Genomic DNA, 13,727 nt, shown 5'->3' with positions numbered 1-13,727 from the left:
TTTTGTTGGTTGTATGAGCGAAAATATGCAATAGTCGTTTCTGTTATAATCGCCACCGCAAACCAGCTTTATCAGGGGATGCCTCGTTTGTAATCTACTTAAAAGGTATCGCAAATGCAAAAATTCATTACGCTTGCTCAGATCGATGAAATCGTTAACGCGATAAAAAAGAAAATCTCAATTCAACCTATGATCGGAATGATTTTAGGCTCCGGGCTTAACGGGTTGGCAGATTCTGTCCAGAATCCGGTCTTTATCTCATATAGTGACCTGCCAAATTTCCCCACCTCCACGGTTCACGGGCATGTGGGGCGTTTTGTTATTGGCGAGTTGGAAGGTAAACCAGTTATCGTCATGCAGGGACGCATCCATTATTACGAAGGCTATACCATGGGTGAGGTGACACTGCCTGTGCGCGTGATGCACAGACTCGGAGTTCACAGTATGTTCGTGACCAATGCTGCTGGTGGCGTCAACGCGGATTTTGTGCCTGGTGATGTAATGCTGATCACTGATCAATTGAATTTAATGGGCATGTCTGGTTTGAATCCATTGATGGGTCCCAACCTTGATGAGATCGGTCCGCGCTTTCCCGACATGAGCCAGCCTTACGACCGCGATTATTGCAATCTGGCACGCAGTGTTGCCAGGCAAGCCGGTTTAACTCTGCGCGAAGGTGTGTACGCTGGTTTGAGCGGTCCTTCCTTTGAGTCGCCTGCCGACTTGCGTTTCTTGCGCCTTGCGGGTGCAGACGCTGTGGGCATGTCCACAGTACCAGAAGTGATCATTGCGCGCCACGGTGGCATGCGGGTCTTGGGACTTTCCGGCGTCAGCAATAAAGCCAACTTGGATGGTTCGACCATCACCACTCACGAAGAGGTCATAGAAGCAGGCAAAGTCATTACCCCCAAGGTCGAGGCGATCGTCAGGGGTGTCCTGCGCGGAATGTAAGCGCAAGGTTTCTGGATGGCAGATTTTTTAAAGTTCCTCGCGTCGTATGAGGCATTGATTTACATTGTCCTGGCAATCGGAGGGTTATTCTCCTTTCGCTGGCTTTACCGTTCGTGGCAGGAATGGCGGGTGGCCGTATTCAACCTTGAGCGGGAATTTTCTGTCCGCCGATTGGGACGTTCTGCTTTGATCTCTGTCATGATCCTGGTTTTCTTTTGCATCGAATTCTTCATGGCTTCCTTCGTGATCCCGGGGCTTCCCGCAGATTTTTTCCTCACTACACCCACCGTCGACTTTATCTCAACTCCCACAGGAACCCTTTCGCCGGAGTTAATGACCCAGTTCGCCGGGCAGCCACAGTCTGCCGCCCAGCCAGATGCAGCGGGTTGCACACCCGGGCAGATCACCCTGACCTTTCCGGCACCTGGCGATGAGATCAAAGGGGTGGTTGAATTAACTGGTACAGTTAATATTCCGAATTTTGGTTTTTATAAATATGAAGTTGCACCGAATGGCAGCGATACATGGGCAACCATTGCCGCAGGACGTGCTGTGGTGATAGAGGGATCTCTCGGGCGCTGGGATACAACGGCACTTACCCCGGGCGATTATCAATTGCGTCTTGTAGTGATCGACAATCAGGGAACGGCACTTTCACCCTGTGTTGTGCCTGTGCAAGTTGTACCCATTCAATAGAAAGCGATCCATTTTCATGTCTGAATTGCAAATTCGTCCTACCATTGCCAATGACCTCACCCGCTTGGTGGGTATCGATCACACTGTCACGAGTGAAGCGGTCTGGCAGTTGGAATTTCGCCGCGATACCGGGCAAGTTGCCACTACTTTCCGCGAAGTGCGCCTGCCGCGTTCCATTCAGGTGGCGTACCCACATAATCATTTTGCCTTACCTGATGATTGGGTCAACCGTTCGATGATGTATACAGCCGTGATGGATACCGACCCGGTGGGATATATCAGCATGTTAGAGCGTGGGGCGGCATCTACCGTATGGGTGTTGGACCTTGTGGTGGATGTGGCGTACCGTCGAAAAGGCGTAGCGGTGGCTTTGTTGACAGCAGGGCAGGCATGGGCGGAGTCCAGATCGCATCGCCGTTTTATTTTAGAAGCACAGTCGAAGAACCTTCCGGCGATCCGTCTCGCACAGAAATCCGGATTCGAGTTCTGCGGTTATAATGACCAGTATTACCTCAATAAGGATGTGGCATTGTTCTTTGCAAGGGTGTTGAAGTAATGGAAGTCGGCTGACGCCGCTTCCCGTTCGATTTTTATTGGAAGGGCTGCATGATTAACGGTTGGCCAGACACTTTACTGGCGGGGCTCCAGACGATCAATCAGATCTTGACAGCGGGAATTGCCATTACGGCATTCTCGCTGTTTCTGTATTCTCTTTCCTTTAATTTGCGCGACAGGGTGGCTCGTTCGTTCGCGATCATTCTTCTTTGTGTTGTGATCGTTTTTACCGCGGAGTCGCTTCAAGATAATACCGTCTCCATTCGGACGCTTGACCTGTTGATGCGTCTGCAATGGTTTGGACTCGCCTTCCTTCCGGCTGCCTATTTACATCTTTCCGATGCGTTGTTAGTGACGGCGGGCAGGCCTTCACGCGGACGACGGCGTTTTGCCGTACGCGGTATGTATCTTGTCTCAATTATTTTTCTGATTCTGTTAGTTTTTGGGTACTTACTCGGACCGATCGTTCCGGATGGAAGACCGGCTCCGTACTTGCAACGCACCATTTGGACTGAGGTTTTCACCATCTTTTATGTGAGCACCATGGTGTGGGCGGGCATCAATTTCACACGTGCCTACAACTTAATGCTGACCCGTTCTGGCAGGCGGCGTATGCTTTATTTGATGGCTGGCGCCACCGCTCCGGCACTGGGGTCCTACCCATATCTGTTGTTTGGATATGCTCTGGCATCCAAGCACGAGTTCCTTTTTTGGAGCGCAGCAACGGCGATCAATGTGTTGGTTGGGGCGTTGGTGGTGATCATGGCGTACGCAGTGGCGTTCTTTGGCGTTTCCTGGCCAGACCGTGTGATCAAAAGCCGCCTGTTCAAGTGGATCATGCGCGGACCAGTAACCGCATCTGTTACGCTGGCATTGATGACGGTGGTACGTCGTGGCGGTGAATTGCTTGGCACGCCCTATAGCGCTTTCGTTCCATTCACGGTGGTGGCTTCGGTTCTTTTGATGGAACATGCCATTACCTTTGCTGCGCCTCTCTGGGAACGCTGGCTTTTCTTTGGGCGCGATCGTAATGAATTGGAGTTACTCCAAAATGTAGAAGAGCGTTTACTAACTCAGGGCGATCTTCAACAGTTTTTAGAATCTGTCCTTGCAGCCGTGCGGGATAATTTGCAATCTCCTTCTGCGTTCGTTGCAGCATTGGATGATGAAACCTTGCTGCCGGTTGTGGTGGCAGGGAACCGTGCCATGCTCGAACAGGATGGATTGACAGAAGCCCTGGACCATGTAAATGGTGATGTACGCCACGAATTCCAGTGGGGGAATTACTGGGTGCTGCCTCTTTACTCCCGCCGCCGTCCTGAAATGGATCGCGATGAGCTCCCGCCGTTGCTGGGGTTGCTTGGAGTGGCGCGCAATGACCAAAAGGATTCAATGGAATATGACCAGCGTGAGTCGCTTTGGCTGCTGGCAGACCGCGCCGCGCTCGCTTTGGAAGACCGCCAATTGCAACAAAGAGTTTTCCGTTCCCTGGCAGATATTCAGCCTCAGGTTGAAATGATCCAGCGTATGCGCGCTGCAAGCCGTTACGATACGAATGCCAATTTGCTCAACGCTCCCATTCCTCATGAGGCGGACCTGGCGAACTGGGTCAAAGATGCGCTGACTCATTATTGGGGTGGACCCAAATTTACCAATAATCCGCTTATCAAACTGCAGGTCGTCCGTGAACTGGCAGAACAAGAAGATGGAAATGTCTCCAATGCGTTACGGACTCTATTGCGGCGGGCGGTGGATGAAGTCCGCCCGCGCGGAGATCGCAAGTTCACCACCGAGTGGATCCTGTATAACATTCTCGAAATGAAGTTCATCGAGGGACGTAAGGTTCGTGACGTGGCGGCGCGATTAGCCATGTCTGAAGCGGATCTATATCGAAAACAGCGTGTGGCTGTGGAAGCGGTCGCCAAAGCAATCCTTGAAATGGAAGTTAATCAGCTGGAACAATAAAAATATTGGTAGATATTCGTCGAAGAACCTGGTTGCAAAGCAAGTGGAGGGCAAACCGGGTATTGGGTGCGGCGATAAAAAAGGAGATAAGTATGGCTGACGGAAAAGAAAGAAACGAAAGCACTGTGCCGGCAATGGATGATGGCTGGTGGGAGTCTGTGTTGGCGGAGGAAAGCCGCCATCCGGCACATACTCAGCCGCGGGTGCAACCATCCAAGTCTGAAGTCCAGCCGGGGGCGGGGAAAGAAGCGCATACTGAGCAACAACCTGCGGTCAACTGGAGTCAGATCAAAGATCTATATATGAAAGACCGCATCATTGACCTAACCGTCACCGGACACAATCGTGGTGGTCTGCTTGTGGAAGGAGACGGGCTGTTTGGTTTTGTGCCTTTCTCTCACTTGATCGACCTGGCAGGTAAAGAAAACCTGGACCGCAATCAAGACCTTGAACCATATCTTGGGCGATCCTTGCACCTGAAGGTGATCGAATGTGTGCCGGAAGATGGACGCGTGGTCTTTTCCGAACGCGCTGCTCAAACTGAGCCCGGCAAACGTGCCGAATTATTCCACTCTCTACATGCCGGTCAAAATGCACATGGCACAGTCACGAACGTGACCGACTTTGGTGTGTTTGTAGACCTTGGCGGTGTGGAAGGCTTGATCCATATCTCCGAACTTTCGTGGGGCAGGGTAACGCACCCATCCCAATTTGTGAAACTTGGCAACGCCATCGATGTACAAGTGCTCGATCTCGCACCTGAACGCTGCCGTGTTGCCCTTAGTTTGAAGCGGCTTCTGCCCAACCCGTGGACGAATGCCGCAACCGAATTCCCGATCGGCTCCATTCATGCTGCAACGATCACCAGCGTGCTTTCGTATGGTGTTTTTGCGCGGCTTGATAAATATGGCGTTGAGGGGTTGGTGCATGCTTCTGAGATTCCACATGAAGAAGGTGTGCTGTTAAAAGAATTCCTCTCAGATGGGCAGTCCATTCAGGTGCGTGTCTTACATCTTGATCCCGCTCATCACCGCCTCGGTTTTAGTATGAGGCTTGAGTAATTGATGCCAAATTCCACCGACCCACGGCGCTTCAGACAAGAAGAGTTTTCACCGCGCAACGACTGGCTTGAACGACTTGCGCGCTTCAACTCTCAATTTGGGCGTTTTGTGCGTGATGCTGCAGGTGTAGCGTTGATCGCTTTTGCCGTCATGGCATTCCTTGCCATCTGGAATTGGACAGATGGTGTTGTGCTCACGCCGATTGCTAGCCTCCTGCGCACTTGGTTCGGGTGGGGAAGTATTTTGATATTGATAGGGATCGCCTATCTGGGATTTTCCCTCCTCCAACGCGAGCGAACTCCGATCCACTGGGGACGAATCCTCGCTCTTGAACTCGCCGCTCTCTTAACTCTGGGCGTGCTCGCTGTTTTCTCGGGCAACGACCTCTTCCGGGCTGAATCTGGCTTGGACGGCGGGCGCCTCGGCTGGGGGATTGTCCGATTGTTGTGGCAGTCCATGGGAAGTATCCCCGGCTCGCTGGTACTTTTTCTATTTTGGGCATTGGCAGTTGCAACCGGCTTCGGGCTTTGGGCAAAACTGGAAGCATGGCTGTTGAAGGTTGCGGGTGAAGAGGCGCCAGTGATCGTTTCCATGCCAGAGCCGGAGGTTCACGAGGAAATCATTGAACAACCCGTTTCTGAAAAGGTCATTGCGCCGCCTAAAAAGAAAGCCCCGGCGATCCCTCCCGAATTCCGTACCCAACTAAAAGCCGCCGATAAAAAACAGGAGAAATCCCTCAAGCCGCCGCCTCGTGCCGCTGACTTGCCGCCCCTCAGTGTTTTGATGGGCGACTCAGCCGTTCGTGCTGATGAAAGAACCATCAACCAAACTGCCGGTTTGATCATGAAGACACTCTCTGAGTTTGGCATTCCGGCAACAGTCATAGGTTATCGGGTGGGTCCGTCAGTGACGCAGTTTGCGATTCAACCAGGCTTCATTAAAAAAGGGAACGAAGAAGAAGATGCCCAACAGATGAAGGTTCGTGTGGCGCAGATTGCTTCGCTCGAGAAAGATCTCGCATTGGCGCTATCTGCCCAACGTCTGCGTATTGAGGCGCCGGTTCCTGGTAAGCCTTATGTCGGTATCGAAGTCCCGAATGTAACCAGCTCTGTTGTCCGCATGCGGGCGTTGTTGGAAAGCGATTCCTTTTACAAAGTGGGTGCCCCGCTGGCGGTCGCACTGGGGCGCGACGTTTCTGGTAATCCGCTTAATGCCGACCTTGCGCGTATGCCCCACTTGTTGATTGCCGGTTCCACAGGTTCTGGTAAATCGGTTTGTATTACTGCCCTTGCGGCGTGCCTGGCAATGAACAATACCCCCGAAGAATTGCGCATGGTGATGATCGACTCGAAGATGGTTGAGCTGATCCGTTTCAATGGTTTGCCGCACCTGTACGGGAAGGTTGAAACGAATCTTGACCGCATCCTTGGGGTTTTACGCTGGGTAGTGGTGGAGATGGAGCATCGCTACCGCCTGCTTGAAGCCATGCATGCCCGTGACTTGAGTTCTTACAATAAAAAAGTAACCCGCTCTGCGGATGGTCAGCCTTTGCCGCGCATCGTCGTTTTGATCGATGAACTTGCCGACTTGATGATGTCTGCCCCTGACCAGACCGAACATAATTTGGTGCGCCTGGCACAAATGGCGCGTGCCACCGGTATTCACCTTGTAGTTGCTACCCAGCGCCCATCCACCGATGTTGTCACTGGGCTTATCAAAGCTAACTTTCCGGCACGCCTTGCATTTGCAGTTGCTTCCGGTATTGATAGCCGTGTGATCCTCGATTACACCGGTGCTGAGTCGTTGCTGGGGCGTGGTGACATGCTCTTCTTGAACCCCGAAGTTGGCACCCCAGTTCGTGCACAGGGTGTGATGATCACGGATATTGAGATCGAGCGCATCATCTCTCATTGGCAAAAGAATAGCGATATTGAAGTAGCGGATGTCCCGCCATGGGAGATGCTCTTGAAGGAACCCGATGAGAACGAAGACGATGGCTTGGTGGAACAAGCGATATCCATCGTCCGCAACCAGCAGCGCGCCTCAGCATCCATGCTTCAACGCCGCCTGCGTATTGGGTATCCGCGTGCGGCTCGCCTGCTTGATCAATTGGAAGAAATGGGCGTCGTCGGTCCTTCACAGGGTGGCGGCAAAGAACGTGAAGTGCTCATCAGTGCAGATACTGAGATGGGCGACGAGATCAAATAAATAGACCATGCAGCCAAAACAGACCTTTTCCGACCGAGCAAGAATCATCTTCAAAGGCATCCTCGACCCGATTGGTAATTTTCTCAATGGGTTGGGGCTTACTCCTAATAGCATTACCCTGTTGGGGTTGGCGGGGACGACCATTGGTGCATATGTCCTCTCGCAAGGACATATGACGGCTGGGGCAATTATCCTTTTAGTGTCCGTCCTGGTGGATGCGTTTGACGGTACAATGGCGCGGCTGCGCGGCGAGCCGAGCGATTTTGGCGGCTTCGTTGATTCGGTCAGTGATCGGTATGCCGAGTTGGTCACTTTTGGTGGTCTTATCTATTTCTTTTTGACGAAGAACGATTTTCCCGGCGTGATGGTTTCTTTCTTCGCTGCGGCCGGGTCTGTCCTTGTTTCGTATGTCAAAGCACGCGCCGAGGGGCTGGGGTTTACTGCCAAGGTTGGCATACTCACCCGCCTTGAACGCTATCTTGTGCTAATTCCTTTGTTGGTGTTTAACCAGCCTTTTATCGCCGTACTTGTCATTGCTGTATTGGCGAATATCACTGCATATCAGCGCATTTTACATGTTCGTACGCAGGGGCGCGAGCGCATCCTCAATAGCAAACAAAAGGACACCAAACAATAATGGAGGGCGTCTCTCTCGGTCCCATCCTGTTGCGCTGGAATGGGCTGTTGATCGCCTTGGGTATCGCAATGGGGGCATTCCTCTCTGCGTTGGAAGCCAGGCGCCGTTTTCAGGATGCGGAGATCATTTCCTATTTATTTGTGCCATTAACGATTTGGGCGTGGATCGGCGCCCGCCTTTGGCATGTTTTGACACCGCCTCTTTCTTCTGTACAACTGGGTCTGACCACCAGGCATTATCTTTTGCATCCGCTGGATATCCTCTCGTTTTGGACTGGCGGTTTTGGCATTCCCGGTGCCATCCTTGGTGGAACTCTGGTTCTGTGGTTTGTGGCGAGCAAAGAGAAACTCCCTTTTTGGGAACTTGCCGATACGTTGGCGCCTGGTCTCATCCTTGCACAGGCGGTTGGGCGGATCGGTAATTACTTTAATCAAGAGTTGTACGGTTTGCCAACAAACCTGCCTTGGGCAATACTCATTCAACCTGAAAACCGCCTGCCAGGGTATGAAGAAATTCAGTTCTATCATCCGCTGTTTGCATACGAAGTTCTATTGAGTTTGGGCTGCCTGCTCTTACTGCTTTGGCTTTTGCGAGGTAGATACTCTGGGCAAGTCAAGTCAGGCGGCATCTTTCTGGCATATCTTGCCTGTTACGCGCTGATCCGTTTCCTGCTCGAGTTTCTGCGGTTGGATGTTGCACTGGTTGGCGTAGTCAATATTAATCTAGTGTTTTTCACCATCCTTTTTCTTTCAGCCATGGGAATTTTGATTCAACGGCAACGTTTGGAAGATTTGTAAGGATATTGAGAAGGATTGGAATGGGGGATGGGTAATAAAATGAAATCACACAGGGTCGCAAAATTAGTCAATATCTTTTTTGTTTTGATTCCGTTATACCGACTTATTACAGTCTAGCCTCCCCCTTACGATAAAGGATAAATTTATGATTGAAACGAAAGATCTTAGTAAGCAGTTCAATGATTTTGTGGCGGTGGATGGGATAAATCTCTCAGTGGAATCCGGGCAGATCCTGGCGCTTCTTGGGCAGAATGGTGCAGGAAAGACGACCACCGTCCGCATGTTGACGGCGTTATTGCAGCCAAGCCGTGGGTCTGCCCGTGTGGCTGGTTTTGACGTTGCTAAAAATGGACATGATGTCCGCGCTTCGGTTGGGGTTTTAACGGAACATCATGGTTTGTACATGCGTATGACCGCACTGGAATACATGGACTTTTTCGGACAGGTCTACAGCCTTGCACCTGCATTACGCAAATCCCGTTCTGAAAATCTACTCGAATATTTCGGACTGGCAGAGGCGGCCAAACGGCGCATTGGTGAATATTCCAAGGGTATGCGCCAGAAACTGGCGCTGGCGCGGGCAATGATGCACGAGCCCAAGGTTTTGTTATTGGATGAACCCACTTCTGCCATGGATCCTGAATCAGCAAGGCTGGTGCGGGATGAGATCGCGCGTCTTAAATCTGCTCAACGAACGATCATGCTTTGTTCACATAATCTGACTGAGGTGGAGTTGCTGGCGGATAAGATCGCGATCATCTACCATGGCAAAATTCTGATCCAGGGAACGCTGGAAGAATTGAAAAAGAACGTATTTGGGTTGCCGGAATATATTATCAGGTTTGCTGGGGCATGGGATGCAAGCCGCCTTGAATTGCCCTCAGGTGTAGAAATCATTTCAAGTACGCCGACCATTTGAAGGTTCGGGTGGAAGCGCCCGACCAGGCAAACCCGTTACTGTTGCAACGGTTAACCTCCATGTCGGCTCCTGTGCTTGCATTTCAAGAGGAAGTGCGGACGTTGGAACAGGTTTATTTGAAGGTGATGGCGGAAACAAAAGGAAAAGAATATGTTCAGTAAACTTCGTCTCGTCTGGCTTGTAGCTCAGCGTGAATTGCGAGATCAATTCCGTGACTGGCGTGTGCTCCTTCCGATGCTGATCCTGACGTTGAGCTTTCCCTTCCTTATGAATGAGTTCGCGCAACAGACCGTGGATTTCTTGAATCAGTATGAAGCCAATCTGATCATTGACCGTTTTATCCCGTTCTCTATAATGATTATTGGCTTTTTTCCGATTACGGTTTCTTTAGTGGTGGCGTTAGAGTCATTTGTGGGCGAGAAGGAGCGCGGTACGATCGAACCGTTGTTGACTGCGCCTTTCGATGACTGGCAGTTGTACTTTGGCAAGCTGCTGGTTGGGATAATCACGCCCTTGGTCGCCAGTTATTCATCCATTGGTATTTATCTTTTATTGATCCTCCGCAGAGGTTTGAGCATGCCAGGGGCTTCTGAGTTACTGCAATTGCTATTACTAACGACTGCACATGCGATATTAATGGTGAGTGCTGCGATCGTTATTTCGGTGCAGTCCACTTCTGTGAAGGCGGCAAATTTTTTAGCTTCGTTTGTGGTGATCCCGGTGGCGATTCTGATGCAAGGGGAAGCGGTCATGTTGCTCTGGGGGAATGACATTGTGTTATGGCTGGGTGTTGCCGGGGTGCTGATTATCTCCCTGCTTCTAATCCGTGTTGGCGTTGCTCACTTTGAGCGCGAATATCTGCTTGGACGCGAGATCGATAACCTCAATTTACGTTGGATGCTCGCCGCTTTTTGGCGGAACTTCAAAGGTGATGCTGTTTCCCTGCGTGATTGGTATGGGCGTGTATTGGGCATTTCTTTTCGCCGTACCCTGCCTGCTCTAACGTTGATTGTCTTGATTGCCGTGATAAGCGCCTGGCTGAGCTACGACTGGGTTGTGAAATATGCCGCTGATTTAATTTCAAGCGCTTCACCAGAAAAACTGGCACAGATCAAAAAAAGCCTTGGAGAAATGCCTGAACTCCCCATTGCCAACGTGCATCTGAGTGCGCCTTCCCTCTTCTTGAATAATACCCGTGCTATGGCAGTTATATTCCTCACAGGGTTGGCATCATTCAGTGTTTTGGGCATTCTGTTTTATATGATTAATATTGCTTTGATCGGTGGTCTTTATGGGGTTCTTGAGCTTTTGGGGATTGCGCCCATGCCGTTATTTCTGGCTGGAGTTCTTCCGCATGGTTTATTTGAAATTCCGGCTCTTGTGATCGGCAGCGCGGTGGTGCTTTACATTGGTGCTGCACTCGTCACCCCGCAAACGGGAAAGTCTATGGGGGAGGTCATCATTGAGTTGACAGCAGATTGGGCGAAAATATTTGTCGGATTGGTGGTGCCTCTGCTGGCTGTTGCGGCATTGATCGAAGCATATATCACGCCGTATATTCTGCTGAAGGTCATCGGGAACTGATAAAACATCCTGCGTGAGACACGCAGGATGTTTTATGAAACTACAATTAACAATTGGGGAAAATTCGGTTAACATTCGATGTATGGCAAAAGTGATCATTTTAGGCTCATCAAATGCGATCCCAACAATTGAAAGCGAAAACACCCATATGGTTATTGTTGGGAATGACCGCACAGTTTTGGTTGACTCTGTCAGTAACCCGATTGTACGTCTAGAGCAAGCCGGTTTGGATTTTAACAACCTGACCGATGTCATCGTTACACATTTTCATCCTGATCATGCTTCCGGAGTGCCGCTCTTGCTGATGGATATGTGGTTGATGGGCAGACAAAAGCCCTTGAATATTTACGGTCTCCATTACACTATCGATCGTCTTGAAAGCTTGATGGGGTTGTATAACTGGTCTGCGTGGCCTGAGTTTTTCCCTGTCGTCTTTTATCGATTACCTACGCAAGAAATGACCCAAGTTCTTGACTGCCCCGATTTTGTCATCCAGGCATCCCCGGTCCACCACATGATCCCCAACATTGGTTTACGGGTAGACTTTTCCGAAAGTCAAAAAGTGATGGCGTACTCTTGTGATACTGAACCCTGTGATGAGGTTGTCCGCTTGAGCGCCGGAGTGGATGTGCTCATCCATGAAGCCACTGGCGAGTCGCCCGGACACTCGTCCGCCGAACAGGCAGGTACGATCGCTTCCAAAGCGGAGGTCAACAAGCTTTACTTGATCCATTATCCAACCGGTAGATTTGCAAAAGGCGACCTGATCGCCGAAGCCTCAAAGACATATCAAGGCGATATCCAGCTTGCAAAAGACTTCATGGTTCTGGATTTCTAAAAAATCCCCTCACAAAGAGGGGATTTATATTTACCATCCAGAAATAAACGGAACCCATTCCTGATTCTCGTTCAGGTGTTTCCCAAAAATATACGCGGCTTCTGCAGGCGGCTCTTTCGGAATATGCAAAAGGTGCATATGTGCCTCTTCCACTTTGCGCCCGCCTTTACGGTGATTGCAAGAAGAACAAGCCGTAACGAGGTTGGTCCAAGTAGGTCTTCCACCCATGTGTCGCGGGATTACATGGTCTATCGTCAGGTTGCCTTCCCGTTTTCCGCAATACTGACAGGTATAATTATCACGCCGAAAGACTTCACGGCGCGTTAATTGGACGCGTGGGCGCGGTCGATGAATTTGCGATTCAAGCCGAATAACCGAGGGACGAGGGATGAGCTGTGATATGGTGCGGATATGTCCGCGTCCGTTTGCGATCATACCGGCTTTTCCCGCAAGGATCAAAGTGATTGCCCGTCGTGTCGAACAGACGTGGATAGGCTCAAAATTCGCATTGAGCACCAATACGGGTTCGTTCATAAGGTTCCGGTAACTCGCGTGATTATACTTCCAGAACATCGATTTGGTGAACGCATCCATTAACATCTCATTGCAGGAGAATGCATGAATATAATGATCTCTGGCGGTTCGGGTTTGTTGGGGACCGCTTTAACCAGGTCACTGCTCACGGATGGGCACAAGGTTTTTATTCTTTCACGCCATGCAGGCGAAAACCGTATCCAATGGGATGGGCGCACCACCGCAGGGTGGGGGCACTTAATCAACGAAATGGATGTGGTCATTCATCTTGCCGGACAAAGTACATCCGCTTGGCCCTGGACTGCCGCTCGAAAACGCTCCTTCGAAGATTCGCGCATCCTTCCAGGACGTGTGCTTGCTCAAGCGATTCAGGAAGCGACTCGTCGCCCAAGCCTTTTTGTGCAAGTCTCTGGTATTAATCACTATGGTGTTTATGGCAGCCTCGCCGACGAAGCCACTTTACCCGGTGATGACTTTCTTGCACAGTTAACTGTCAAATGGGAAGATGCAACCAAACCTGTGGAACATCTGGGCGTTCGACGACTGGTCCTGCGCACATCGCCTGTTCTGGCGAAAAACAGCATCATTTTGAAATTGATCGCATTGCCTGTCCAATTGTTCTTTGGCGGGAGGATCGGCTCTGGCGAGCAGGCATTTCCTTGGATCCATGTCCAAGATTGGGTAAACGCCACGCGGTACTTGATGTCCAATGAAAACTCGCATGGCGCCTATAATTTGATCGCACCCACACAAACTTCTCTTGCAGATTTTACAAAGGTGTTGGCAGGCGTGTTACATCGACCCTATTGGTTTCCTGTCCCTGCATTTTTGATGCGGAACGTTTTGGGCGAAATGAGCGTCTTGATCCTTGAAGGCAGGTTTTGCCAGCCAAAACGGTTACTCGAGTCAGGGTACAAGTTTCAATTTCCGGGTCCGCGCGAAGCGTTGATCGATTTATTTACATAAGCCAAAGGAGAAATAA

General features: G+C 50.7%; 13 protein-coding genes. 12 read left to right on the top strand and 1 reads right to left on the bottom strand.

Annotated elements, in window-relative coordinates; translation table 11 throughout:
* Positions 1-114: 114 nt before the first annotated feature.
* From IPG80_RS20105 to IPG80_RS20055, 11 genes are all read left to right on the top strand, one after another.
* Positions 115-951 carry a purine-nucleoside phosphorylase gene (locus tag IPG80_RS20105; RefSeq protein WP_345110967.1) on the top strand — a complete coding sequence of 279 codons (837 nt, stop codon included), beginning with the start codon at positions 115-117 and terminating at the stop codon, positions 949-951.
* Positions 952-966: 15 nt separating this feature from the next.
* Positions 967-1,647, top strand: a complete 681-nt coding sequence (locus IPG80_RS20100) for a hypothetical protein (protein ID WP_345110964.1) — start codon at positions 967-969, stop codon at positions 1,645-1,647.
* 16 nt (positions 1,648-1,663) lie between these two features.
* Positions 1,664-2,203, top strand: a complete 540-nt coding sequence (locus IPG80_RS20095; RefSeq protein ID WP_345110962.1) for a GNAT family N-acetyltransferase — start codon at positions 1,664-1,666, stop codon at positions 2,201-2,203.
* A gap of 50 nt (positions 2,204-2,253) precedes the next feature.
* On the top strand, positions 2,254-4,167 hold the full coding sequence (locus tag IPG80_RS20090) for a hypothetical protein (RefSeq protein ID WP_345110960.1): 1,914 nt from the start codon (positions 2,254-2,256) through the stop codon (positions 4,165-4,167).
* A gap of 92 nt (positions 4,168-4,259) precedes the next feature.
* Complete coding sequence (locus tag IPG80_RS20085) at positions 4,260-5,228, top strand: S1 RNA-binding domain-containing protein (RefSeq protein ID WP_345110957.1); 969 nt, start codon at positions 4,260-4,262, stop codon at positions 5,226-5,228.
* Between the two features lie 3 nt (positions 5,229-5,231).
* Complete coding sequence (locus IPG80_RS20080; protein WP_345110954.1) at positions 5,232-7,436, top strand: DNA translocase FtsK; 2,205 nt, start codon at positions 5,232-5,234, stop codon at positions 7,434-7,436.
* Between the two features lie 7 nt (positions 7,437-7,443).
* Positions 7,444-8,073, top strand: a complete 630-nt coding sequence (locus IPG80_RS20075) for a CDP-alcohol phosphatidyltransferase family protein (protein WP_345110951.1) — start codon at positions 7,444-7,446, stop codon at positions 8,071-8,073.
* Entirely contained in the window at positions 8,073-8,870 is a 798-nt protein-coding gene (lgt, locus tag IPG80_RS20070) for a prolipoprotein diacylglyceryl transferase (protein WP_345110950.1), read from the top strand. Before IPG80_RS20075 ends, lgt begins: the two co-directional genes overlap by 1 nt.
* 145 nt (positions 8,871-9,015) lie before the next feature.
* Positions 9,016-9,789 (top strand): ABC transporter ATP-binding protein, encoded by a 774-nt coding sequence (locus IPG80_RS20065; protein ID WP_345110948.1) that lies wholly within the window; start codon positions 9,016-9,018, stop codon positions 9,787-9,789.
* A 150-nt stretch (positions 9,790-9,939) separates the two neighbouring features.
* Complete coding sequence (locus IPG80_RS20060) at positions 9,940-11,373, top strand: stage II sporulation protein M (RefSeq protein ID WP_345110944.1); 1,434 nt, start codon at positions 9,940-9,942, stop codon at positions 11,371-11,373.
* An 82-nt stretch (positions 11,374-11,455) separates the two neighbouring features.
* Positions 11,456-12,211: an MBL fold metallo-hydrolase gene (locus IPG80_RS20055; protein WP_345110942.1), complete on the top strand. Its 756-nt coding sequence runs from the start codon at positions 11,456-11,458 to the stop codon at positions 12,209-12,211.
* 30 nt (positions 12,212-12,241) lie between these two features.
* Here IPG80_RS20055 and IPG80_RS20050 read toward each other — a convergent pair whose 3' ends face one another.
* A complete protein-coding gene (locus IPG80_RS20050; protein ID WP_345110940.1) occupies positions 12,242-12,745 on the bottom strand; it encodes an HNH endonuclease in 504 nt (167 codons plus the stop codon).
* Positions 12,746-12,829: 84 nt separating this feature from the next.
* On the opposite strand from IPG80_RS20050, the gene IPG80_RS20045 reads away from it, so the two are divergent.
* Positions 12,830-13,711, top strand: a complete 882-nt coding sequence (locus IPG80_RS20045; RefSeq protein WP_345110937.1) for a TIGR01777 family oxidoreductase — start codon at positions 12,830-12,832, stop codon at positions 13,709-13,711.
* Positions 13,712-13,727: the final 16 nt, after the last annotated feature.

Origin of the sequence: Candidatus Villigracilis vicinus (genome assembly GCF_016702885.1) — a bacterium.
Lineage (GTDB): Bacteria > Chloroflexota > Anaerolineae > Anaerolineales > Villigracilaceae > Villigracilis > Villigracilis vicinus.
This window is presented reverse-complemented; position numbering and strand designations above follow the sequence as displayed.